21 protein-coding genes are annotated in these 22,775 nt (G+C 66.9%); 10 read left to right on the plus strand and 11 right to left on the minus strand.

Annotated features, from left to right (window positions below; translation table 11 throughout):
- Window positions 1-4: 4 nt before the first annotated feature.
- Together R5O87_RS02480 and R5O87_RS02485 are read right to left on the minus strand one after the other, a co-directional pair.
- Window positions 5-1,276: a thiolase family protein gene (locus R5O87_RS02480; protein ID WP_410555448.1), complete on the minus strand. Its 1,272-nt coding sequence runs from the start codon at window positions 1,274-1,276 to the stop codon at window positions 5-7.
- Window positions 1,248-2,654 carry a class I adenylate-forming enzyme family protein gene (locus R5O87_RS02485; RefSeq protein WP_410555449.1) on the minus strand — a complete coding sequence of 469 codons (1,407 nt, stop codon included), beginning with the start codon at window positions 2,652-2,654 and terminating at the stop codon, window positions 1,248-1,250. Before R5O87_RS02485 ends, R5O87_RS02480 begins: the two co-directional genes overlap by 29 nt.
- Window positions 2,655-2,714: 60 nt before the next feature.
- Here R5O87_RS02485 and ypfJ point away from each other — a divergent pair, with 60 nt between their 5' ends.
- Window positions 2,715-3,611, plus strand: coding sequence for a KPN_02809 family neutral zinc metallopeptidase (gene ypfJ, locus R5O87_RS02490; RefSeq protein ID WP_410555450.1), 897 nt, complete (start codon window positions 2,715-2,717; stop codon window positions 3,609-3,611).
- A 152-nt stretch (window positions 3,612-3,763) separates the two neighbouring features.
- On the opposite strand, the gene R5O87_RS02495 is transcribed toward ypfJ, so the two are convergent.
- From R5O87_RS02495 to R5O87_RS02520, 6 genes are all read right to left on the minus strand, one after another.
- On the minus strand, window positions 3,764-4,096 hold the full coding sequence (locus tag R5O87_RS02495; protein ID WP_377966737.1) for a metal-sulfur cluster assembly factor: 333 nt from the start codon (window positions 4,094-4,096) through the stop codon (window positions 3,764-3,766).
- A gap of 16 nt (window positions 4,097-4,112) precedes the next feature.
- Window positions 4,113-4,901, minus strand: coding sequence for a Fe-S cluster assembly ATPase SufC (gene sufC / locus R5O87_RS02500; RefSeq protein ID WP_387103381.1), 789 nt, complete (start codon window positions 4,899-4,901; stop codon window positions 4,113-4,115).
- Window positions 4,902-5,009: 108 nt separating this feature from the next.
- A complete protein-coding gene (locus R5O87_RS02505; protein WP_395403716.1) occupies window positions 5,010-5,369 on the minus strand; it encodes a non-heme iron oxygenase ferredoxin subunit in 360 nt (119 codons plus the stop codon).
- A 55-nt stretch (window positions 5,370-5,424) separates the two neighbouring features.
- On the minus strand, window positions 5,425-6,666 hold the full coding sequence (sufD, locus tag R5O87_RS02510; RefSeq protein WP_410555451.1) for a Fe-S cluster assembly protein SufD: 1,242 nt from the start codon (window positions 6,664-6,666) through the stop codon (window positions 5,425-5,427).
- Entirely contained in the window at window positions 6,666-8,129 is a 1,464-nt protein-coding gene (gene sufB / locus R5O87_RS02515; protein WP_387103375.1) for a Fe-S cluster assembly protein SufB, read from the minus strand. The genes sufD and sufB overlap by 1 nt, the downstream gene beginning before the upstream one ends.
- Window positions 8,129-8,980 carry a helix-turn-helix transcriptional regulator gene (locus tag R5O87_RS02520; protein WP_410555452.1) on the minus strand — a complete coding sequence of 284 codons (852 nt, stop codon included), beginning with the start codon at window positions 8,978-8,980 and terminating at the stop codon, window positions 8,129-8,131. Before R5O87_RS02520 ends, sufB begins: the two co-directional genes overlap by 1 nt.
- Before the next feature lie 106 nt (window positions 8,981-9,086).
- Between R5O87_RS02520 and R5O87_RS02525 the strand changes: the two genes are divergently transcribed.
- Genes R5O87_RS02525 through R5O87_RS02535 form a run of 3 tightly spaced genes read left to right on the plus strand, consistent with a single transcriptional unit; the run spans window position 9,087 to window position 11,762 of the window.
- Window positions 9,087-10,055 (plus strand): ABC transporter ATP-binding protein, encoded by a 969-nt coding sequence (locus tag R5O87_RS02525; RefSeq protein WP_410555453.1) that lies wholly within the window; start codon window positions 9,087-9,089, stop codon window positions 10,053-10,055.
- Window positions 10,052-10,810, plus strand: a complete 759-nt coding sequence (locus tag R5O87_RS02530; RefSeq protein WP_410555454.1) for an ABC transporter permease — start codon at window positions 10,052-10,054, stop codon at window positions 10,808-10,810. Before R5O87_RS02525 ends, R5O87_RS02530 begins: the two co-directional genes overlap by 4 nt.
- A gap of 7 nt (window positions 10,811-10,817) precedes the next feature.
- Window positions 10,818-11,762 carry a COX15/CtaA family protein gene (locus tag R5O87_RS02535; RefSeq protein ID WP_410555455.1) on the plus strand — a complete coding sequence of 315 codons (945 nt, stop codon included), beginning with the start codon at window positions 10,818-10,820 and terminating at the stop codon, window positions 11,760-11,762.
- Between the two features lie 516 nt (window positions 11,763-12,278).
- On the opposite strand, the gene R5O87_RS02540 is transcribed toward R5O87_RS02535, so the two are convergent.
- Complete coding sequence (locus R5O87_RS02540; RefSeq protein WP_410555456.1) at window positions 12,279-13,226, minus strand: heme o synthase; 948 nt, start codon at window positions 13,224-13,226, stop codon at window positions 12,279-12,281.
- Window positions 13,227-13,746: 520 nt separating this feature from the next.
- Between R5O87_RS02540 and tkt the strand changes: the two genes are divergently transcribed.
- From tkt to pgl, 6 genes are read left to right on the plus strand one after another with little or no spacing between them, the layout of a single operon-like run.
- The gene (tkt, locus tag R5O87_RS02545; protein ID WP_410555547.1) at window positions 13,747-15,864 is read left to right on the plus strand and encodes a transketolase; all 2,118 of its coding nucleotides are present in this window, start codon (window positions 13,747-13,749) and stop codon (window positions 15,862-15,864) included.
- A gap of 30 nt (window positions 15,865-15,894) precedes the next feature.
- A complete protein-coding gene (gene tal / locus R5O87_RS02550; RefSeq protein WP_410555457.1) occupies window positions 15,895-17,013 on the plus strand; it encodes a transaldolase in 1,119 nt (372 codons plus the stop codon).
- A gap of 6 nt (window positions 17,014-17,019) precedes the next feature.
- Entirely contained in the window at window positions 17,020-18,654 is a 1,635-nt protein-coding gene (locus tag R5O87_RS02555; RefSeq protein WP_410555458.1) for a glucose-6-phosphate isomerase, read from the plus strand.
- 15 nt (window positions 18,655-18,669) lie between these two features.
- Window positions 18,670-20,229: a glucose-6-phosphate dehydrogenase gene (gene zwf, locus R5O87_RS02560; RefSeq protein ID WP_410555459.1), complete on the plus strand. Its 1,560-nt coding sequence runs from the start codon at window positions 18,670-18,672 to the stop codon at window positions 20,227-20,229.
- Window positions 20,226-21,167 (plus strand): glucose-6-phosphate dehydrogenase assembly protein OpcA, encoded by a 942-nt coding sequence (locus tag R5O87_RS02565; RefSeq protein WP_307102693.1) that lies wholly within the window; start codon window positions 20,226-20,228, stop codon window positions 21,165-21,167. Before zwf ends, R5O87_RS02565 begins: the two co-directional genes overlap by 4 nt.
- On the plus strand, window positions 21,157-21,975 hold the full coding sequence (gene pgl, locus R5O87_RS02570) for a 6-phosphogluconolactonase (RefSeq protein WP_410555460.1): 819 nt from the start codon (window positions 21,157-21,159) through the stop codon (window positions 21,973-21,975). The genes R5O87_RS02565 and pgl overlap by 11 nt, the downstream gene beginning before the upstream one ends.
- Here the strand turns inward: pgl and R5O87_RS02575 are convergent.
- On the minus strand, window positions 21,946-22,323 hold the full coding sequence (locus R5O87_RS02575) for an RNA polymerase-binding protein RbpA (RefSeq protein ID WP_410555461.1): 378 nt from the start codon (window positions 22,321-22,323) through the stop codon (window positions 21,946-21,948). The two genes, pgl and R5O87_RS02575, sit on opposite strands and share 30 nt — an antisense overlap.
- Window positions 22,324-22,474: 151 nt before the next feature.
- Window positions 22,475-22,732 (minus strand): preprotein translocase subunit SecG, encoded by a 258-nt coding sequence (gene secG / locus R5O87_RS02580; RefSeq protein ID WP_306923517.1) that lies wholly within the window; start codon window positions 22,730-22,732, stop codon window positions 22,475-22,477.
- Window positions 22,733-22,775: the final 43 nt, after the last annotated feature.

Genomic DNA, 22,775 nt, shown 5'->3' on the forward strand with positions numbered 1-22,775 from the left:
GGATCTACAGCCGGATGTGGCGGAACAGCGCGGCAGTCCCCATGCCACCGGCGATGCTGATCATCGCCAAAGCCAGTTTTCCATCAGGTGCCGCGGCCGGATCCCGCCGGGCCTGCGCCAACAGGCGGGTCACCAACACGGCGCCGGACGCACCGTAGGCATGGCCTAAAGCCAGCGCCCCGCCGTCGGCGTTGGCCCGCAGCGGATCGATCCCCAGATAATCCAGGCACGCCAGGGTCTGCGAGGCGAAAGCCTCATTGAACTCCACGAGGTCCACATCCGCCGCGTCCACCGACTGCGCGGCCAGCAGCCGCGACGCGGCGGCTGCTGCACCGATGCCGAGCAGCTGCGGCTCCACCCCGGCCGTGTCCGTGCCGAGTACGGCCAGCCCGTCGGCAGCGCCCAGTTCCCGGGCCCTGGCAAGGGACGTGATCACGACGGCGGCTGCACCGTCGGCGTCGAAGCACGAGTTTCCGGCGGTGACAGTCCCGGACTCCACGAACGCCGCGGGGAACCGCGCCATCAGGGCCTCGCTGAGTTTGGGCCGGGGCCCGTCGTCGGCCGCAACCGTCGCCGGGACAGTGTCGGGTGCCGGAGCAGCAGCTCCGGAAGCGGCGGGCAGCGCCACCGTCTCCCGGTCAAACGTCCCGCTGGCCTGCGCGGCCACCGCCCTGCGGTGGCTGCGCAGCGCAAACTCGTCCTGCCGTGCACGGCTGATGCCGTACTCCCGGGCCACGTTCTCGGCCGCGACTCCCATGTCCGGGTCGCCGTGGTTGTGCGGCGCAAACTGGGCGCGGCTGAAAAAGGCGGGTTCGTCGTCGTCGTTCCGGTGCGCGCGCAGCGGCGCGGTGCTGATGCTCTCAACGCCGCCCGCAAGGTACGTGCCGCCCCCGGCCGCGACGAGCCGGGACGCGAGGACGATGGCGTCCAGGCCGGAGCCGCACTGCCGGTCGACGGTGAGGCCCGGGACGGTGACCGGCAGGCCGGCCTGGAGGGCGGCCAGCCGCGCGACGTTGCCACCGGCACCCACGGCGTTGCCGATGACGACGTCCGCCACGCCCTCCGCACCCGCTCCCGTTTCCGCAAGCAGGACCGCCAGAACCGGTGCCAGGAGTTCGTGGGAGCGCAGGTGTTTCAGCGCACCGTTCGCCCGGCAGACGGGCGTGCGCAGAGCGGCGATGATCACCGGTTGCCGGTCGTCGGGGAGCTGGAACGCCGGACGGCCCGGCACCGGCCCGGAAGCCCCGCTAGGCAAGGTGCCGGACCCGGCTGTCACGGGCCGCGATCCAGTCGAGCAGCAGCCGGCGGCTCACCTTTCCACGGTCTGTCACCGGAAGCTCGTCGAGGGCAAAGTACTGCAGCGGCCGCTTGTCCTTGGCCAGAACGTCCTCAAGACCTGTCTTGAGCTGCGTCGCGGTGACCCCGCCGTGCGAGGGAACGATGCCTGCCACCACGCGCTGTCCGCGGAGGTCATCCTCCATGCCGGCGGCAATGGCCGAGGCGACTCCGGGCACCGACGAGAGCGCCAGTTCCACCTCATGGGGGTAGACGTTCTTGCCTGCTGTGATGATCATGTCGGCGCGGCGGCCGAGGATGTGCAGCACACCATCCAGCAGGTAGCCCTGGTCCCCCACCGTGAACCAGCCGTCGAAGCAGCGAAGTGCCTGGCCGTCGTCGCCCCAAAGGTAGCCGTTGCTGACCATCCCGCTGTGGACGCTGATGTTGCCGGCCGCCCCTTCAGGGAGTTCCGTGCCGGAGTCGTCCAGGATCCGTACCTCGACGCCCGGGAACGGCCGGCCGATCGCGGTGCTTCCTGCCGCGAACGGCTCCCCCGCCGCCAGCCCGGCGCCGGAGACGAAGCTCAGCTCCGAGGCGCCGTAGTACTCGAAAATAGTGGCATGCGGAGCCCAGCGGCGGGCGGCTTCCAGCGTGCGCGCATCCAGCTTTGAGCCCGCACAGATGATGGTCCGGACGCCCGACGCGTCCACGCAGCCCAGCAGGCCACGTTCGCTGAGCAGCCGCAGCATGGTGGGAACCAGCACCAGGCGGGTGATGCCGTCGTGGGCGATGGCGGCATGGACGTCCCCGACGTCGAACGATTCAAGCGTGTGGAACTCGGAGCCGGCGTAGAGGCATTCGGCCAGCGCGTAGAGGTTGAGGCTCGCGGCCAGCGGCCCGGGCGCGAGCGTTTTGTCGCCCTGGCTGAGCCCGAAGAACTCCATGGACGCATCGAAGGACTGCTGCCACGAGCGGCGCGAGCGGGTGAACGCCTTGGGCACGGAGGTGGTGCCGGAAGTCAGGCCGACCAGGAACGAGGACGCCGGGTCGCCGTCTGCCAGTTCACCGCCGGCAGCCCCCGGAACCGGGTCAACGCCGCTGCCCAGGCGCTGGACTATCTCGTCCCGCAGCTGGTCCGGCCAGGTGGGGTCCAGGACCGCGCACTCACGGTCACCGGCCACGGCCGCGGCGAAATCCACCGCAAACCCGGTGGAATTGGGCTGGGCCAGGACCGTGATCGCAGCCGTACTGCACGCCGCGGCAGCCTGCGCAGCGTCGCGCAGCTCGGCCCAGCTGAGCCGTTTTCCGGCCACGACGACGGCGGTGTCGTCGGGGCGTTCATCGGCCCAACGCTGGAGGTTGTTGAGAAAAGGCATCGGATCAACTTTACCGGGCCGAACCCGCCACGGCCCTGTGGTGAAGACTATTGTGACAACATGAGCTTCAACGACGGGGTCGAGCTGGACCCATCCCAGGTGGAAGACCGGCGCGGCGGCGGAATCGGCCGCGGCACAAAGATCGGCGGAGGCATCGGGGGCGGCGTCATCCTGCTCCTTGCGGCACTGTTCGGCATCAACCCGCAGCTGCTTGGCCCGCTCCTGGGTTCCGGGCAGGAACAGCCGGCCCAGAGCACGGGAACACCCCTCACCCAGTGCAAGCTGGGCGCCGATGCCGACAAGGACCTCGACTGCCGGATCGCCGGGACGGTGAACAGCCTGAACGCGTTCTGGCCCGCGTACCTCGCCGACTACAACGTGAAGTACCCGCGGCCGAAGGCTGTGCTGTTCGAAGGCGCCACCCGCACCGGCTGCGGCACGGCCACATCCGAGGTGGGCCCGTTCTACTGCCCGCCGGACACCACGGCCTACTTCGATCCCGGCTTCTTCCAGGACTTGGTCACCCGGTTCGGTTCTTCCGGAGGCCCTCTGGCCCAGGAATATGTGGTGGCGCACGAGTTCGGCCACCACATCCAGAACATCCTCGGCGACCTGGACAAGGCCCAGCAGGATCCGCAGGGTGCTGAGTCCGGCGCCGTCCGGGTGGAACTGCAGGCCGACTGTTACGCAGGGCTCTGGACCCGGTACGCCACCACGCAGAAGGACCCGAAAACCGGCAAACCCTTCCTTGAGCCGCTCAAGCAGAAGGACCTGAACGACGCGCTCTCGGCAGCCTCCGCCGTCGGCGACGACCGGATCCAGAAGGCCGCCACGGGACGCGTCAACCCTGAAGGCTGGACTCACGGATCCAGCGCGCAGCGGCAGAAGTGGTTCTACCAGGGCTACAAGACCGGCGACATCAACCAGTGCGACACGTTCGGCGCCGCAACGCTCTAAATCCCCATCGATTGCTCCGAAGACGCCCTTTTGGGGCGCCATAAGGGCACCTACGGAGCAATCGACGGGTCGGTGGGTGGGGACGACGACGGCCGGTCACCTTCGCTGGGAAGGTGACCGGCCGTCGTCGTACTTTTGGATCTTTTTGGGAATCAGATGTTGAAGCCGAGGGCCCGCATCTGGTCCTTGCCGTCGTCGGTGATCCGCTCCGGACCCCATGGCGGCATCCATACCCAGTTCAGGCGCCACTCGTCCACCACGCCGTCAAGCGCCTTGCCGACCTGCTCCTCGAGCACGTCGGTCAGCGGACAGGCCGCGGTGGTGAGCGTCATGTCGATGAGCAGGGCGCCGTCGTCGTCCGAGTACCGGAGGCCGTACAGCAGGCCCAGGTCCACCACGTTGACCCCAAGCTCAGGGTCAATGACGTCCTTGAGCGCCTCTTCGACATCCTCCAGCGCCGTGCGGGCTGCGTCGATTTCGGTCATGGTCGGTCAGTCCTAACTAGGCCTGGACCGCAGCGGCAGCCGTGGCGGTTCCGGCGGCACCGGCGTAGCGGTCGTAGCCTTCTTCTTCGAGGCGGTCGGCCAGTTCCGGGCCGCCCTCTTCCACAACCTGGCCGTTCACGAACACGTGAACGAAGTCAGGCTTGATGTAGCGCAGGATGCGGGTGTAGTGCGTGATGAGCAGCGTACCCATGTTGCCCGTGGCGTGCGCACGGTTGACGCCCTCGGAGACCACCTTGAGGGCGTCGACGTCGAGGCCGGAGTCGGTCTCGTCGAGGACGGCGAACTTCGGCTTGAAGAGTTCCAGCTGCAGGATCTCCACGCGCTTCTTCTCACCGCCGGAGAAGCCTTCGTTGACGTTGCGCTGGGCGAAGTCGGCGTCGATGCGCAGCTGCTGCATGGCGGCCTTGACGTCCTTGGTCCACGTGCGCAGGGCCGGGGCTTCGCCGTCGATGGCGGTCTTGGCGGTCCGCAGGAAGTTGGTCATGGTGACGCCCGGGACCTCAACCGGGTACTGCATGGCGAGAAAGACGCCGGCGCGGGCGCGCTCGTCAACGCTCATGGCCAGCACGTCTTCGCCGTCCAGGGTGATGGTGCCGCCGGTGACGTTGTAGCGCGGGTGGCCGGCGATGGTGGACGCCAGGGTGGACTTGCCGGAGCCGTTGGGGCCCATGATGGCGTGGGTCTCACCGGTGCGGATGGTCAGGCTGACGCCCTTCAGGATCTCCTTGGTGCCCTGCTCGGTGTCGATGCTGACGTGCAGGTCCTTGATCTCAAGAGTAGACATGTGTCTTGTTCTCCTCTGCGCCGCTGCCCAGGCAGCGGTGCGGTCTTTGGTCTGGAAGTTGTTAAGTTCTGGTACAGGCCCGGCCGGGGTGCCGGCTGAGCTTCGGGATCAGCTGAAGTTCGGCGTTTCGGCGCCGTTCAGGACGTTGCTGGTGTCCACGTAGACGTCGTCTCCGTGGATCTCCACCGCGAACACCGGAACGGGGTCGTAGGCCGGCAGTTGCAGGGGTTCCCCGCTGCGGAGATCGAACTGGGAGCCGTGCCCCCAGCACTCGATGGCGCAGCCTTCCACTTCGCCCTCGGAGAGCGAGATGTCGGCGTGCGAGCACGTGTCTCCGATTGCGTGGATTTCTCCCATGGAGTCCTTGACGATCGCGACGGGGAAGTCGTCGATCAGGATCCGCAGGGCCTGCTTGGGCTGAATCTCGTTTGCTTTGCAGACGAGCTCGCCCTTTGGCTGTTCAGTCATCCGTTGTCCTGTGCTGTCGTTTCCGGCCGGTTGGGCCGGGCCTGGTTCCGTACGGTCAGTTCTCGTTGGCGGCGAGCTCGCGCTCGACTTCCTCGGTCAGGCGCTCTTCGAGTGCCGGGACCTTGATCTGCTGGATGATCTCGTTGAGGAAGCCGCGCACCACGAGACGGCGTGCCACGTCTTCGGGAATACCGCGGGCCATCAGGTAGAACAGGTGCTCGTCGTCAAAACGTCCGGTGGAGCTGGCGTGGCCGGCACCTTCGATCAGGCCCGTCTCGATTTCGAGGTTCGGGACGGAGTCCGCACGGCAGCCGTCGGTGAGCACCAGGTTCTGGTTCTTCTCGTACGAGTCGGTGCCCAGGGCCTGCTTCTGGATCAGCACGTCGCCCACCCAGACGGTGTGCGCGTTCTTGCCCTGCAGGGCGCCCTTGTAGAGCACGTTGGACTTGCAGTTGGCCACGTTGTGGTCAACGAAGGACCGGTGCTCCAGGTGCTGGCCGGCGTCGGCGAAGTAGAGGCCCAGGAGCTCGGCCTCGGCGCCCTCACCGGAGAAGCGGACGTTGGAGTTCAGGCGCACCACGGAACCGCCGAGCGAAACGGCGATGTGCTTGTAGACGGCGTCCTTGCCCACCTGGGCGTCGTGCTGGCCCAGGTGCCGCGCGTCGTCTTCCCAGAGCTGGACGGAGATCACGGTGAGGTGGGCGCCGTCGCCGACGATCACTTCCAGGTTTCCGTTGTGGTCAGCGGCACCGGTGTGCTCGACGATGACCACGCTGCGGGAGTTGGCGCCGGCTTCCAGCACGAAGTGTGCGTTGGAGCGGCGGCCTGCGCCCGCGCCGTCGACCAGGATGCGGACCGGCTCAGCCGGTTCCGCGTCGGCCGGGATGACCACGTGCAGCGCATCGTCCGTGTTGGCGGACGCGACGACGGCGGCCCGGTCGGCCGGGGTCAGGACGGTGCCGCGCGGGGCAGCGCCCTGCGCCAGGCTGCTCCGGATGTAGCCTTCGGGGGCTTCCACGGTGAACGCGGCCGCTTCGCCGTCCGTCGCAGCATCGGAGAACAGGTTGGCCAGTCCGCGGACCGGGGTGAAGCGCCATTCCTCTTCGCGGCCGGTGGGCAGCGCGAAGTCGGCGACGTTGAAGCTCGTGAGCCGTTCGGCGCGCGAGGACATGACGGTGACGCCGTGGTTGTGGCTGTGGTCCACCTTCGCGGGGACCAGCGCCTCGCCTTCCTCCGTGAACCCGGCGATGGAAGGAGCTCCGATGCGGGCCTTTTCAGTAGTAATTTCGGCAGTCATTAACCGACGGATCCTTCCATCTGGAGTTCAATGAGGCGGTTCAGCTCGAGGGCGTATTCCATCGGCAGTTCGCGGGCGATCGGCTCGATGAAGCCGCGCACGATCATGGCCATGGCTTCGTCTTCGCGCATGCCGCGGGACATGAGGTAGAAGAGCTGCTCCTCGGAAACGCGCGAGACGGTTGCCTCGTGTCCCAGCTGCACGTCATCCTCGCGGATGTCGATGTACGGGTAGGTGTCCGAGCGGCTGATGGTGTCCACCAGCAGCGCGTCGCAGCGCACCGTGTTCGCGGAGTGCTTGGCACCCTCGCGGACCTGGACCAGGCCGCGGTAGGCCGCGCGTCCGCCGCCACGGGCAACGGACTTGGAGATGATGGAGCTCTTGGTGTTCGGCGCGATGTGCACCATCTTGGAGCCCGTGTCCTGGTGCTGGCCCTCGCCGGCGAACGCGATGGACAGGGTCTCGCCCTTGGCGTGCTCACCCGTCAGGTACACAGCCGGGTACTTCATGGTGACCTTGGAGCCGATGTTGCCATCGATCCACTCCATGGTGCCGCCCTCTTCGCAGATGGCGCGCTTGGTCACGAGGTTGTACACGTTGTTGGACCAGTTCTGGATGGTGGTGTAGCGGACGCGGGCGCCCTTCTTGACCACGATCTCGACGACGGCCGAGTGCAGCGAGTCCGAGGTGTAGATCGGCGCGGTGCAGCCTTCGATGTAGTGGACGTAGGAGTCCTCGTCGGCGATGATCAGCGTGCGCTCGAACTGGCCCATGTTTTCCGTGTTGATGCGGAAGTAGGCCTGCAGCGGGATGTCCACGTGCACGCCCTTGGGCACGTACACGAAGGACCCGCCGGACCAGACGGCCGTGTTCAGCGAGGCGAACTTGTTGTCGCCCACCGGAATGATGGTGCCGAAGTATTCCTGGAAGATCTCCGGGTGCTCGCGCAGCGCGGTGTCGGTGTCCAGGAAGATGACGCCCTGAGCCTCAAGGTCCTCGCGGATCTGGTGGTAGACAACCTCGGACTCGTACTGGGCTGCCACACCGGAGACCAGGCGGCTGCGCTCAGCTTCCGGGATGCCGAGCTTCTCGTACGTGTTGCGGATGTCCTCGGGCAGGTCCTCCCAGGAAGCGGCCTGCTTCTCGGTGGAACGCACGAAGTACTTGATGTTGTCGAAGTCGATGCCGGAGAGGTCAGCACCCCATGTGGGCATGGGCTTGCGGTCGAAGTACTTCAGACCCTTGAGGCGCAGGTCCAGCATCCATTCCGGCTCGCTCTTCTTTGCCGAGATGTCGCGGACAACGTCCTCGTCGAGGCCACGGCGGGCGTTAGCGCCGACGTCGTTCTTGTCGGCCCAGCCGTACTCATAGGTTCCGATGCCGTGCAGCTCGGGATTCTTTTCCAGAATCTCGGCAATAACACCAGGCTCGGCAACCTTCTTCTCTGATAGTTGGTCCGTCATCACGGCCTTTCTTGCAGATGGTTGGATACTTCGTCCAGGTTGTCCGGTGCGTCAGCGGCCGCGGCCATTGTCACGGCCGGACGGCCTGTGGGTATGTGGGTGGTGCAGACGTGTCCCCCGCGGGCGAGCGTGGAAAGCCTGCGGACATCGACACCGACGAGGCGCGAAAACATTTCCGTCTCTGCGTCGCAGAACACGGGAAACTGGGTGGCCAGCTGCTGGATGGGGCAGTGGCCCTGGCACAGCTGGACGCTGGAGAGGGCTGCGGGCAGCGGAGCTTTGGCTTCGATGGTGGCAGTGGAAGCGACGAAGCCGTCCCGGGACAGGGCGGCGGACAGGGCCTGCGCGCGGGCGGTGATGTCCGTTCCGGCCGCTTCCACCTCGGGGGCGTAGCGGCGTTCCATCTCCGCAAAACGTTCGACGGCGAACTGGCGGACGGCTTCATCGCCCGCCACCGCGCCGAGCTGCTTGAGCGCCAGGGTGGCGATGTTCAGGTAGTCGTCGCCCAGCGAGGACTGGCCCTGGGAGCTGAGGACGTAGCGGCGGGCGGGGCGGCCGGCACCGGCGCCTGCGTGGGCCACGCGCTTGACCTCGATCACGCCGGCGCGGGAGAGGTGGTCCAGGTGGCGGCGGACGGCAGCGGGGGTGAAGCCGAGCAGTTCGCCCAGTTCCGCGGCGCTGACCGGCCCGTGTTCCAGGACGGCGCTGAGGACGCGGTCGCGCGTGCGCTCGTCGGAGTCGGCCGCGGACGGCACGGAGGCCAGGGCAGCACGTTTTCCACCGTGGAGCGCACCTGCAGGCGCGCCCTGCCCGGCCAAAGGCGCGGAGGTGGTATGGGTCATGGAATACACAACACAATCATGTCGTAATTTATTGCGGCGTTCCAGTAAGGCAAGGCTGACCTCTGCCCGGCACGCGGCTCCAGCGTGACAGTACTACTTCACGTAGAATATTGGGGTGCGATCCCCCAAATCCCCCGTATTGACCATCGACGGGCTCATCAAGGACGTCGGTCCGCTCCCCACCCTCGATGGCAAGATGCTCAGGGTGGTGAGCGACGTCTCACTCGTCGCCGGCCGCGGCGAGGTTACGGCCCTGCTCGGAGCCAACGGTGCCGGCAAGACTACCACCATCGAATGCGCCCAGGGGCTCCAGCAGCGAACGGGCGGATCTATTACGCTCCTCGGCGCCGACCCCGGCGCTGCCGGAGCGGAACTGCGAGCCCGCGTCGGCGTCATGCTCCAGGACGGCGGCCTCCCGCCGTCGGCCCGTCCCATTCCACTCCTCCGGCACATTGCCGGCATGTACCGGAATCCCAGGCCACTGGATGAACTGGTGCAGCGGCTGGGCATCGACACGTTCAGCAGAACCAATGTCCGCCGGCTGTCCGGCGGACAGAAGCAGCGGCTGGCCCTCGCCGCCGCCCTGATCGGCAATCCGGAGGTCCTGTTCCTGGACGAACCGAGCGCCGGCCTGGACCCGCAGTCCCGCCAGCTGGTGTTCGAACTGATTGGCGAACTCCGGGACGGCGGTATGGGGATCATCCTCACCACCCACCTCATGGATGACGCGCAGCGGCTGGCCGACTACGTGTACATCATCGACGCCGGCAGGAACGTTGCGGAGGGCACTGTTGCCCAGCTGCTGCAGCACAACATGCCGGAGGCGCCCCACCGGGATCACGTCCGGACGCTGCACTTCGAGGCACTGCCGGGGCTGGACTTCGACGGCGTGCTGCCTGCCGAGATCGAGATCCGCGAGACCCGTTCCGGGAGCTACACGGCCACCGGTGCGCTGACCCCCGAGGATCTGGCCGCACTGACAGCCTGGTGGGCGCACCACGGCATCATGCCGGGCTCGCTGAGCATGGAGGCCCGCAGCCTCGAAGACGTGTTCCTTGACATTTCCGGAAGGGAAATCCGATGACGACAGCCACGGGCAGCGCACCCGCTCCCCTGCTCCGCCGGATCCTGCTGCAGGGCAAGTACGAGGCCACCACCATGCTCCGGAACGGCGAGCAGCTGATCCTGGCCGTGGTCCTGCCGCTCCTTGCGCTGATCGGACTGACGGTCACGCCGCTGCTTGACGGCATCGGGGACAGCCGGGTCAACGTTGCCGTCCCCGGCATCCTGGCGCTCTGCGCCATGTCCACGGCGTTCACCGGGCAGGGCATCGCCACCGGCTTCGACCGGCGCTACGGCGTGCTCCGGTTCCTGTCCACCACACCGCTGGGGCGGGCCGGCCTCATCGCCGGGAAGATCCTGGCCGTCCTGGCCGTCCTGGTGATCCAGGTGGTGATCGTCGCCGCTGTCGCCCTTCCCCTGGGCTGGCAGCCCAATGCCATGGGGATCCTGCCGGGCCTCGGCCTGCTGGTCCTTGGCGCAGCCGCGTTCACCGCCCTGGGCCTGCTGGTGGCGGGCACCGTCCGGCCTGAGGCCACCCTGGCCATCACCAACCTGCTGTGGATCCTGCTCGGCGCTGTGGGCGGCATTGTGATCCCCATGCAGCGGCTGCCCGAACTCGCCCAGAACACCGTCCACCTGCTGCCGTCCGGGTCCCTTGGCGAAGGCCTGCGGGACGCGTTCCTGCACGGCGCCGTGAACGGCAACGCTGTCCTTGTCCTGCTGATGTGGACGGTTCTCGCCGGCGCAGCAGCCATCCGCTGGTTCAAATGGAATTGAGAATAAAGTGAGCACGGCTTCACGCCTTCCCCAGTTCGTCGGCCGCCTGGCATCCAAGCTGCCCGTCACCGTCGATTCGACCGTCCGCCGTCTGGCCGTGCTGTCCCTGATCGGGCAGACGGTGCTGGTGGTCACCGGCGGTGCCGTCCGGCTGACCGCCTCGGGCCTGGGCTGCCCCACCTGGCCCAGATGCACGAGCAACTCCCTGGTCAACACCCCGGAGATGGGCATCCACGGCTTCATCGAATTCGGCAACCGTCTCCTGACGTTCGCCCTTGCCGCCGTCGCCGCCCTGATGCTCGTGTACTTGTGGAACCTCCGCAAGGAGCGCAAGGACCTGTTCCTGCTGGCGCTTGGCCTGCTGGCGAGCATCCCGGCGCAGGCCATCATCGGCGGCATCACCGTGCTCACCCAGCTGAACCCGTGGGTGGTCGGCCTGCACTTCCTGGTGTCCATGGCCCTCGTGGTTTTCGCCACCCTGCTGGTCAACCGGGCGTACGGCAGGACCGGCCAGTTCCGGATCTCGCCGCTCACCGCCCTGCCGGGCGTCCTGCGGCCGGCGATGACCGCCGTCGCGGTGTTTGCCTGGATTGCGGTCATGCTGGGCGTCGTGGTGACCGGCGCCGGCCCGCACGCGGGTGACGCCAACGCGCCGCGCAACGACCTGGACTGGGACCTGTTCTCGCACATCCACGCCGTGCCCGCCTACCTGGTCACCGCCGGCACGCTGCTTGCCGTGTACTTCGTGTTCCGCGGCAGGATCGCCGGTACCTTCCGGACGGCTGTGCTGATGCTCCTCGGCGTCACCGTGCTGCAGGCCGTCATCGGCTTCACGCAGTACTACAACGGCATCCCGGCGCTCCTCGTGGGCGCGCACATGCTGGGCGCCGCGCTGCTGATGGCCGCGGCAACCAACGCCGCCGACATCGCCCGCTCCAGCCCCGTCAGGTAACCCCCCTCCCCGGGCCGTTTCTCCCGGACGCTCTATCACCACCTGCGGCTTTCGGGCTGATGCTCTATCACCACCTGCGGCTTTCGGGCTGATGCTCTATCACTACCTGCCGCTTGCCACCACAACGCTTCCTCGCAGCCGGCCGCCGGAGTGTCCATTCTCTAGTATTTCTCCGCTGGCCTGCCTCCAACCGCGGCCCCCGCTCGCCCGTCTGGCCGCTTCGCATGAACAAAAAATGCTAGCAACGCGAGGGAGCATTTTTCGTAATCAGCGCAGGAGGTGAGAGAGCTTCCGGGGGAAACCTGCGGGAGGTCAGGGAGGGTCCTGGGGAAATCTGCAGGACGTGAGAGAGGGTCCGCGGGAAACCTGCGGGAGGTGAGAGAGGGTCCGCGGGAAACCTGCGGGAGGTGAGAGAGGGTCCGCGGGAAACCTGCGGGAGGTGAGAGAGGGTCCGCGGGAAACCCGCAGGAAGTGAGAGAGCGTCCTGGCGAGCTGGGGTATTGGTGGGTTAGCGGGTTAGCCCATGATCGGCGAGCCGACGAACGGGTCAACGGCCAGTGCGATGAAGAGCAGCGTCAGGTAGCTGATGGAGCCGTGGAAGACCTTCATGGCGCCCTTGTCGGAGAGGTCCCCGCCCTGTGCCCGGTTGTAGAGGGCGTGGGACTCGTACAGGAACCAGGCACCGGCCAGCGCGGCGACTGCGGTGTAGACCCAGCCGGCGCTGCCCGCGGGGATCATGAGCAGCGAGCACGCCACCATGGCCCAGGCGTAGAGGACCACCTGCACGGACACGACCTTGGCACCGGCTATGGCACCGAGCATCGGCACGTTGGCGTTGCGGTAGTCCTCGCCGTAGCGCATGGACAGCGGCCAGTAGTGCGGCGGGGTCCAGAGGAAGATCACCATGAACAGCACGATGGCCGGCCACTCGACGGTGTTGGTCACGGCGGACCAGGCGATCAGCACCGGGAAGCAGCCGGCGGCGCCGCCCCAGACGATGTTCTGGGCCGTGCGGCGCTTGAGGATCATCGTGTAGATGACGACATAGAAGACGATGGCGCCGAGTCCGAGCCAGGCTGAGAGCGGGTTTGCGCCGAACCAGAGGATGGCGATGGCCGCCGCACCCAGCAGCCACGCAAAGACCAGGGCCTCGCGGGGTGTGACTTCACCCGTTACGAGGGGACGCTTCTCGGTGCGGTGCATCAGCTTGTCGATGTCGCGATCGATGTAGCAGTTGAAGGCACCTGCGCTGCCGGCAGCGAACGCGCCGCCCACGAGGGTGGCCATGATGAGGCCGAGGGACGGGAAGCCACGCTGGGCGTAAATCATGGTGGGCAGGGTACTGACCAGCAGGAGCTCAATGACCCTGGGCTTGGTGAGTGCAAGGTACGCCTTCGCCTTGCGGGCTAGTCCGGCTCTTCCGTGGACCCGGGACGAGGTCAGCGGCGTATCTGTTGTGCTCACGTGGCAGTCACTCTGTTTCTATCTGGCTGTTTATCTGATCGGCCGCTCTGGACGTATGGTCCGGACCGATCCCTCAACGGCGGCTGGCGGGGCTGTCATGTGCGCAGTTGAACCCGCCCTGTCCGCCGGTGGCCTCCCGATATCATACCGCGGTCCCGCATGGATCGTTGGCATCGGCGTGTGACGGCAAATCACTGAAAATGATTCGTTCGTGCTCGCTTCAATCACATTAACGCAGCCTCACGGCACGAATGGTTCACAAAAGAGAAATTGCGTCCAACTGGTGAGATTTTGGCCGCCCGAAGTATGGAATAGAGCTAAGCTGTCTGCAGATCAGCGCACACTGGAAAACGGGCTAGAAACCGCATTCCGGACTGTCCGGCGACTGAATGAAGATCAACGTTTCAATGGTGAACGGCTGGTACGCACTAAATGCAGCGGGGCACCAATTATGCCCTGCCGCTGTGTGTGTTCTTACCGCTGCCGTTAACACAGAGAGGGGCCCGGTTACGTGGCACATTTGAAAGAGCAAGAACTGACTTGGACCGACCTCGATCAGCGCGCCGTTGACACTGTGCGCGTCCTGGCCGCCGACGCCGTGGAGAAGGTCGGCAACGGCCACCCCGGCACCGCGATGAGCCTGGCCCCGGCCGCCTACCTTCTTTTCCAGAAGCTGATGCGCCACGACCCGGCGAACCCGGACTGGATCGGCCGCGACCGCTTCATCCTCTCCCCCGGCCACACGTCCCTGACGCTGTACATCCAGCTGTTCCTCTCCGGCTACGGCCTGGAACTGAAGGACCTGGAAGCCCTCCGCACCTGGGGCTCGCTGACCCCGGGCCACCCGGAATACAAGCACACCGCCGGCGTTGAGATCACCACCGGCCCGCTGGGCCAGGGCCTCGCGTCATCCGTGGGCTTCGCTTACTCCCAACGCCGCCAGCGCGGCCTGTTCGACGCCGATGCTCCCGCCGGCACCAGCCCGTTCGACCACACCATCTGGGTCATCGCTTCCGACGGCGACCTGCAGGAAGGCGTGACCTCCGAGGCTTCCTCCCTCGCCGGCCACCAGGAGCTCGGCAACCTGGTTGTCATCTACGACGAGAACCACATCTCCATCGAGGACGACACCGACATCGCCTTCACCGAGGACGTCCTGAAGCGCTACGAGTCCTACGGCTGGCACACCCAGCGTGTCGACTGGACCAAGACCGGCGACTACAAGGAAGACGTCCAGGAGCTGTACTCGGCCCTGCTGGCCGCCAAGGCGGAGACCTCCAAGCCGTCCATCGTCTCGCTGCGCACCATCATCGGCTACCCGGCCCCCAAGAAGCAGAACACCGGCAAGATCCACGGCTCCGCCCTGGGTTCGGAAGAGGTGGCAGCACTCAAGAACGTCTTGGGCTTCAACCCCGAGAAGTCCTTCGAGGTGGATGAGGACGTGCTCGCCCACGCCCGCGCCGTCGTCGACCGCGGTGCCCACGCACACAAGGAATGGGAAGAGTCCTTCTCCGCCTGGCAGTCCGCCAACCCGGAAGCCGCCGCCCTGCTGGAGCGCGTCGAAGCCCGCAAACTCCCGACCGAGCTCGACGGCGTCCTGCCGGTCTTCCCGGCCGGCAAGGACGTCTCCACCCGCGCCGCCTCCGGCAAGGTCCTGAACGCCATCGGCCCGGTCATGCCGGAACTCTGGGGCGGCTCGGCAGACCTCGCGGAGTCCAACAACACCACGATCGAGGGCTCGCCGTCGTTCGTTCCTGCGGGCAAGCAGACCAACGCCTGGTCCGGCAACCCGTACGGCCGCGTCCTGCACTTCGGTATCCGTGAGCACGCCGCCGCGTCGATCGTGAACGGCATCAGCCTGCACGGCAACACCCGCGCGTTCTCCGGCACGTTCCTGATCTTCAGCGACTACCAGCGTCCCGCCATCCGCCTCGGCGCCCTCATGGGCGTGCCGTCCCTGTACGTCTGGACGCACGATTCCATCGGCCTCGGTGAGGACGGCCCGACGCACCAGCCGGTTGAGCAGCTCGCGTCGCTGCGTGCGATCGTCGGCCTCGACGTCGTCCGTCCGGGCGATGCCAACGAAGTCGCGGCAGCATGGAAGACCATGCTGGAGAACCACGAGAACCCGGCCGGCATTGTCCTGACCCGCCAGAACATCCCCACCTACGAGCGTGGCGAGGGCGCGGCCGAGGGTGACACCTTCGCGTCGACCGCCGGCGTCGCCAAGGGCGGTTACGTCCTGGCTGAGGCGTCCAAGGACGGCAAGACCGTGGACGCGCAGGTCATCCTGATCGGCACCGGCTCCGAGGTCCAGCTGGCCGTCGAGGCCCGCGAAGCACTCCAGGCCGAAGGCATCGCCGCCCGCGTGGTCTCCATGCCGTGCGTTGAGTGGTTCAACAAGCAGGACGCCGCCTACCGCGAGGCAGTCCTGCCCGCAGCGGTCAAGGCACGTGTGTCCGTCGAAGCCGGACTTGCCCTGGGCTGGAAGGAATTCGTCGGCGACGCCGGCCGCTCCGTCAGCCTCGAGCACTACGGCGCATCCGCCGACTACAAGCGCCTGTTCCAGGAATTCGGCATCACCGCAGAAGCTGTTGTCGCCGCCGCCAAGGATTCCCTCGCCGGACTCCAGTCCTGACAGCACCCCCATAGTTCAAGGAGATTAGAAATGACTAGCACTCCCACCCAGCAGCTTTCCGACGCCGGCGTTTCCATCTGGCTCGATGACCTCTCCCGTGGCCGCCTGAAGACCGGCACGCTGCAGAAGCTGATCGAAGAGAAGAACGTTGTGGGTGTCACCACGAACCCCAGCATCTTCCACGCTGCCATCACCTCGGGCACGGACTACGACGCCGTTATCGCCAAGGAGGCCGCCGCCGGCGCCTCCATCGAAGAGACCATCTTCGAAATCACGACGACGGACGTCGCCGACGCCTGCGACCTCTTCGCCCCGATCGCCGCGGCAACCAAGGGTGTCGACGGCCGCGTTTCCATCGAGGTGGACCCCCGCCTCGCCTGGGACACCGCAGGCACGATCGCCGAAGCGAAGCACCTCTACAAGAAGGTCAACCGCGACAACGTCCACATCAAGATCCCGGCAACGCTTGAGGGCCTGGAAGCCATCACGGCCACCCTGGCCGAAGGCATCAGCGTCAACGTGACCCTGATCTTCTCGCTGGAACGCTACCGCGCTGTGATCAACGCCTTCCAGAGCGGTCTGGAGCAGGCCAAGGACAACGGCCACGACCTGTCCAAGATCCACTCCGTGGCCTCGTTCTTCGTCTCCCGCGTTGACACCGAGATCGACAAGCGCCTGGATGCTATCGGCACCGAGGAAGCCAAGGCCCTCAAGGGCAAGGCCGGTGTGGCCAACGCCCGCCTCGCCTACCAGGTCTACGAGGAGCTCTTCTCCACCGAACGCTGGGCCGTGCTGGCCGAGGCCGGTGCCCTGCCGCAGCGTCCGCTGTGGGCCTCCACCGGCGTGAAGGACCCGGCCTACCCGGACACCCTGTACGTCACCGAGCTTGTTGCCGCCGGCGTGGTGAACACCATGCCGGAGAAGACCCTGGACGCCACGTTCGACCACGGCGTGGTCACCGGTGACACCATCACCGGCAACTACGATGAAGCGAACGCCACGCTCAACGCCCTCGACGCGCTCGGCGTGTCCTACAACGAGGTCGTCGCCCTGCTGGAATCCGAAGGCCTGGACAAGTTTGTGGCCAGCTGGAAGGAACTGCTGGCCGACGTTGAAGGCGCCCTCGCCACCGCACGGAAGGCTTCCTAACCCAACATGAGCACACTCAGCTACGACGCCACCGGTGCCGCCCGGAAGGCTCTTGAGCAGCATCTGCCCGCCCTTGTGGAGGACCGCGTGGCCACCCGGATTTTCGCCAAGGACCACACCCTGTGGGGTCCGGACGCGGAGGCCGAGTCGGCCATCCGCCTGGGCTGGGTCGAGGCGGCCACCGTCTCCCGGGCACTGGTGGACGGCATCCTGGAACTCCGGGATGCCCTGAAGGCCGAAGGCGTGACCCGTATTGTCCTGTGTGGCATGGGCGGGTCGTCCCTGGCTCCTGAAGTCATCGCCGGCACCGCTGGCGTCGAGCTGACTGTGCTGGACAGCACCGACCCTGAACAGGTCGGTGCTGCCCTCGCGGACCGTCTGACAGAAACCGCGATCGTGGTCTCCTCGAAGTCCGGTTCCACCCTGGAAACGGATTCGCAGCGCCGGATCTTCGAGCAGGCCTTCACCGAGGCCGGCCTGGATGCCAAGAGCCGGATTATCGTGGTCACCGATCCCGGTTCCCCGCTGGACAAGGCCTCCCGCGACGCCGGGTACCGTGCCGTTTTCAACGCTGACCCGAACGTGGGCGGCCGCTACTCGGCGCTGACGGCCTTCGGGCTCGTGCCTTCCGGCCTGGCCGGCGTGGACATCGCGTCCCTGCTGGACGAGGCTGAGGAAGCGGCCGAGATCCTGAACGAGGACGCGCCCGAGAACATCGGGCTGGTCCTGGGCGCCGCCCTGGGCGGCACTAGCCCGCTGCGGAACAAGGTGGTCATCGCGGAGGACGGCTCCGGGATCGTGGGTTTCGCTGACTGGGCCGAACAGCTCATCGCCGAATCCACGGGCAAGCTGGGCACCGGCATCCTGCCGGTGGTCGCCGGTCCGAACGCCCCGGAGGTCAGCTCCGGCGCCGAAGACGTTCTGGTGGTCCGGCTGGTCAGCACGGATACCGACGTCGAACTCGGCGAGAATGAGGTTGCCATTGCCGGCGGCCTCGCCTCGCAGATGATGGTGTGGGAGTTCGCCACCGCTGTGGCCGGGCGCCTGCTGGGCATCAACCCGTTTGACCAGCCCGACGTCGAAGCCGCCAAGGTGGCTGCCCGCGGCCTGCTGGACGCACAGCCGGAGCCGACGCCGGCCCGTTTCACCGACGGTGCCATCGAGGTCCGCGGCGGCGAGTGGCTGGGGACCGCCGCCACGGCAGCGGATGCTGTGTCGGCGCTGCTGGCACAGCTCGAGGACGACGGGTACCTGAGCGTTCAGGCGTACTTCGACCGGCTGGCGTACGCGCCGCTCGAGGGCGTCCGCGACGAGCTCGCGGCCGTGTCCGGCCGGCCTGTCACCTTCGGCTGGGGTCCCCGCTTCCTGCACTCCACCGGGCAGTTCCACAAGGGCGGCCCCGCCATTGGTGTGTTCCTGCAGGTCACGGCGGCTTCCGGCCAGGATCTCGCGATTCCGGAGCGTCCGTTCACCTTCGGCGAGCTGATCGCGGCCCAGGCCGCCGGCGATGCCCAGGTCCTGGGCGAACACGGCCGGCCCGTGCTGCGCCTGCACCTCACCGACCGCGCGGCGGGCGTTGCCCAGCTGCAGGAGATCGTTTCGTCGCTGGCCAGCAAGGCAGCATCCGCCACTGAGAGCTAAGGCACCGATTCCACCATGCCAGATACTTTAAACGGCAAAAGGCCAGCCAGCCGGTCCGGGAACCCGTTGCGGGATCCGCGGGACCGGAGGCTGAACCGGATCGCCGGACCGTCCTCGCTTGTGCTCTTCGGAGTCACCGGGGACCTTGCCCGCAAGAAACTTATGCCTGCCGTGTATGACCTCGCCAACCGTGGCCTGCTGCCGCCCAGCTTCGCGCTGGTCGGGTTCGGCCGCCGGGACTGGGACAACGAGGACTTCGCCGCCGAGGTGAAGGACGCGGTGAAGTCCTACGCCCGGACCCCCTTCGATGAGGCGGTCTGGAACCAGCTCTCCGAGGGCATCCGGTTCGTGCAGGGCGCGTTCGACGACGACTCCGCGTTTGAGCGGCTCGGTGAGACCATCAAGGAACTCGACGAAAACCGCGGCACCCGCGGCAACCACGCGTTCTACCTCTCGATCCCGCCGAAGGCGTTCGAGCAGGTCTGCCGGCAGCTGTCCAAGCACGGACTGGCGCAGGCCGAGGGCGAGAAGTGGCGGCGTGTGGTGATCGAGAAGCCGTTCGGGCACGACCTCGAGTCCGCCCGGCAGCTGAACGACATTGTCGAGTCGGTCTTCCCGCAGGACGCGGTGTTCCGGATCGACCACTACCTGGGCAAGGAGACGGTCCAGAACATCCTGGCGCTGCGTTTCGCGAACCAGCTGTTCGAACCGCTCTGGAACGCGAACTACGTGGACCACGTGCAGATCACCATGGCCGAGGACATCGGCACCGGCGGCCGCGCAGGCTATTACGACGGCGTGGGCGCTGCCCGCGACGTCATCCAGAACCACCTGCTGCAGCTGCTGGCCCTGACAGCGATGGAGGAGCCCATCTCCTTTAACGCCGATGACCTGCGTGCCGAGAAGGAAAAGGTCCTGGCCGCGGTCCGGCTCCCCGACGACCTCTCCACGCATTCTGCCCGCGGGCAGTTCGCCGGCGGCTGGCAGGGCGGCGAGCAGGTCCAGGGGTACCTGGAGGAAGAGGGCATCCCGGCCGATTCCACCACCGAGACCTACGCCGCGATCCGGGTGGACATCAACACCCGGCGCTGGAACGGGGTGCCGTTCTACCTGCGCGCCGGCAAGCGCCTCGGACGCCGCGTCACCGAGATCGCCGTCGTCTTCAAGCGGGCACCAAACCTCCTCTTCCGCGACCACGGGGACGACGATTTCGGGCAGAACGCCGTCGTGATCCGTGTCCAGCCCGATGAAGGCGCCACCATCCGGTTCGGGTCCAAGGTCCCCGGCACCCAGATGGAAGTCCGCGACGTGACCATGGACTTCGGCTACGGGCACTCGTTTACCGAGTCCAGCCCCGAGGCCTACGAAAGGCTGATCCTGGACGTGCTCCTGGGCGAGCCGCCGCTGTTCCCGCGGCACGAGGAAGTGGAGCTGTCCTGGAAGATCCTGGACCCCTTCGAAGAGTACTGGGCAGGCCTGGGCGAACAGCCCGAGCCGTACGCGCCCGGCAGCTGGGGCCCGGCCTCCGCTGACGAGCTGCTCGCCCGCGACGGACGCACCTGGAGAAGGCCATGATCGTAGACCTGCCGAACACCACCACCTCGAACGTCTCCAAGAAGATCCAGTCCCTGCGCGAGCAGGGCGGCGTGATCGCCCTGGGCCGGGTCCTGACCCTCGTCGTGGTCACCAAGTCCGGGCTCGAGGAAGAAGCGATCGAGGCGGCCAACGAGGCCAGCCGTGAACACCCCTGCCGGATCATCGTGCTCGCCGACGCCGGCTCGTCCGCGCCGAACCGCCTCGACGCGCAGATCCGCGTCGGCGGCGACGCCGGCGCCTCCGAGGTCATCGTGCTCCGCGGCTTCGGTGAACTCGCCGAGGAAAGCGAGTCCCTCGTCGCCGCGCTGCTGCTGCCCGACGCCCCGATCGTGGCCTGGTGGCCGCACGGTGCACCGAAAAACGCATCCGAAACCTCGATCGGCCGCATCGCGCACCGCCGCATCACCGACTCCGCGAACGAGGCCGAACCTCAGGTGGCGCTCGAGAACATCCGCAACACCTACAAGGCAGGCGACACCGACCTGGCCTGGACCCGGCTGACGAACTGGCGCATCCAGCTCGCCGCAGTCCTGGACCAGGCCGACTCGTCCCCCGTCACCGCCGTCGCGGTCGAAGGCGCCTCGGACTCCCCCAGCACCATCCTGCTCGCAGCGTGGCTGACCCTGTCCCTGGACGCCCCGGTCACGATCGTGGCGGACCCCGCAGGCACCGGCATCCGCCGCGTCCGGCTCACCCGCCCCGGCGGCGACGTGCAGCTGTTCCGCCCCGGGCTCTCCATTGCCGAACTCACCCAGCCCGGCCAGCCCGCGCAACGGATCTCCCTCCCCCGGCGCAGCCTCCGCGACTGCCTCGCAGAAGAACTCCGCCGCCTGGACCCCGACGAAGTGTTCGGCGAAGTGATTACTATTGGACTGCCCCGTACCAATCTAAGGAGTGTCCGTCCCAGTGAGCGCTGAGCCCAGAGTAAGCATCCATCCTGACTCTTCCGTACTCATGGCCGCCATTGCGGCCCGCCTCATCACGAAGCTCGTGGATGTGCAGGACCGATTCGGTGAAGCGACTGTGGTGCTTACCGGAGGCACAGTGGGCATCGGGACGCTGAAGGCCGTGGCCGATTCGCCGGCCGCCCCCGCAGTCGACTGGGCCAAAGTGAACTTCTGGTGGGGCGACGAACGCTTTCTCGGCTCCCAGGACCCGGACCGCAACGCACTCCAGGCCCATGAGGCCCTCCTGAAGCACATCGACGTTGACCCTGCGCGCGTCCATGTGCCCGGGTCGACGGATGACTTTGAAACACCGGAAGAGGCGGCAGAGGACTACGCACGCCGCCTCAGCGAGGCAGCGGCAGCCGAGCATGCCGCGGACGCTTCGGACGACCGCCCTGAGGAGCCGGGCCGGCTTCCCCGGTTCGACGTCGTCCTGCTGGGTGTGGGTCCCGACGCGCACGTGGCGTCCCTCTTCCCGGAGCAGGGCGGCATCCGCGAGAAGCAGCTGACGGTGGTGGGGGTGCGCAACTCCCCCAAGCCGCCGCCGGAGCGGATCTCCCTGACCCTGCCGGCGATCAACACCTCCGCCGAGGTGTGGATGGTTGTGGCAGGCGAGGACAAGGCCGGTGCGGTGGGCCTGGCCCTCGCCGGGGCCAATCCCGTGCAGGTGCCGGCGGCCGGTCCCGCGGGCCGGTCCCGGACGCTGTGGCTGATCGACGAAAACGCAGCCTCCCGTGTTCCTGAACAGCTAGTCAGGAAGGCGCCGGCCGGCTCTTAGCCGCTGCAGCGCTCCAGCCAGAACGTCTTCGGCGTCCTGGCTGGAGCGTCTTTCTTTAACGTATTCGAGGTGGGTCTTGAAGCCCTCCTCCTGGGCTTCGCGGGGCACCCCGGCGCCGGGGTTACGCGACGCCGGCCGGCCGCAGTGGCGGCAGTCCCACACGTCCGGAATCTGGTCGTCCGGCAGCTTGAGAAAAACGGGGCGCGTCTCATGTCCCATGGCGCACCAGTAGGAGACACAAATACGCGGCAGGGGCTCCCCGAGAGGATCATCCCCCTGGTTCTTCAATCCGGCCCCTTGAATGACACCCACACGGGTGCCGCGGAATCCTGAAGAGGTATGCACCATGGGAACTCCCTCGCTACTAATGGCGGCGCTGCCGTTAGATCCGATAGCGACAGTTTAGTGCGTGCTTCCCCTGGCGGCACGGAAAAGCCCGGCCCAATCAGGAACGAATCCTGATCGGGCCGGGCTTTTGTGCCCGACGGGTGCGTGAGCCCTAGGAGTCAGCCACACCCGTGAAGCGCATCAGCAGGCCGAGCGCGATGATCACAACGCCCCAGGTGACGCCGAGGATGATGGTGAACCTGTTCAGGTTGCGCTCAGCAACGCCTGAGGAGGCCAGCCCCGAGCTCATTCCGCCGCCGAACATGTCCGACAGGCCACCGCCGCGGCCCTTGTGGAGCAGGATGAGCAGGGTCAGCAGAAGGCTGGTAATGCCCAGCAGGATCTGCAGAATCACATGAAGAACGTCCACGACGGCCTTTCCAAAGTTGGTGGATGCGGGAGCGTGCCAGTAA

Origin of the sequence: Arthrobacter globiformis (assembly GCF_046536215.2) — a bacterium.
Taxonomy (GTDB): Bacteria; Actinomycetota; Actinomycetes; order Actinomycetales; family Micrococcaceae; genus Arthrobacter; species Arthrobacter globiformis_E.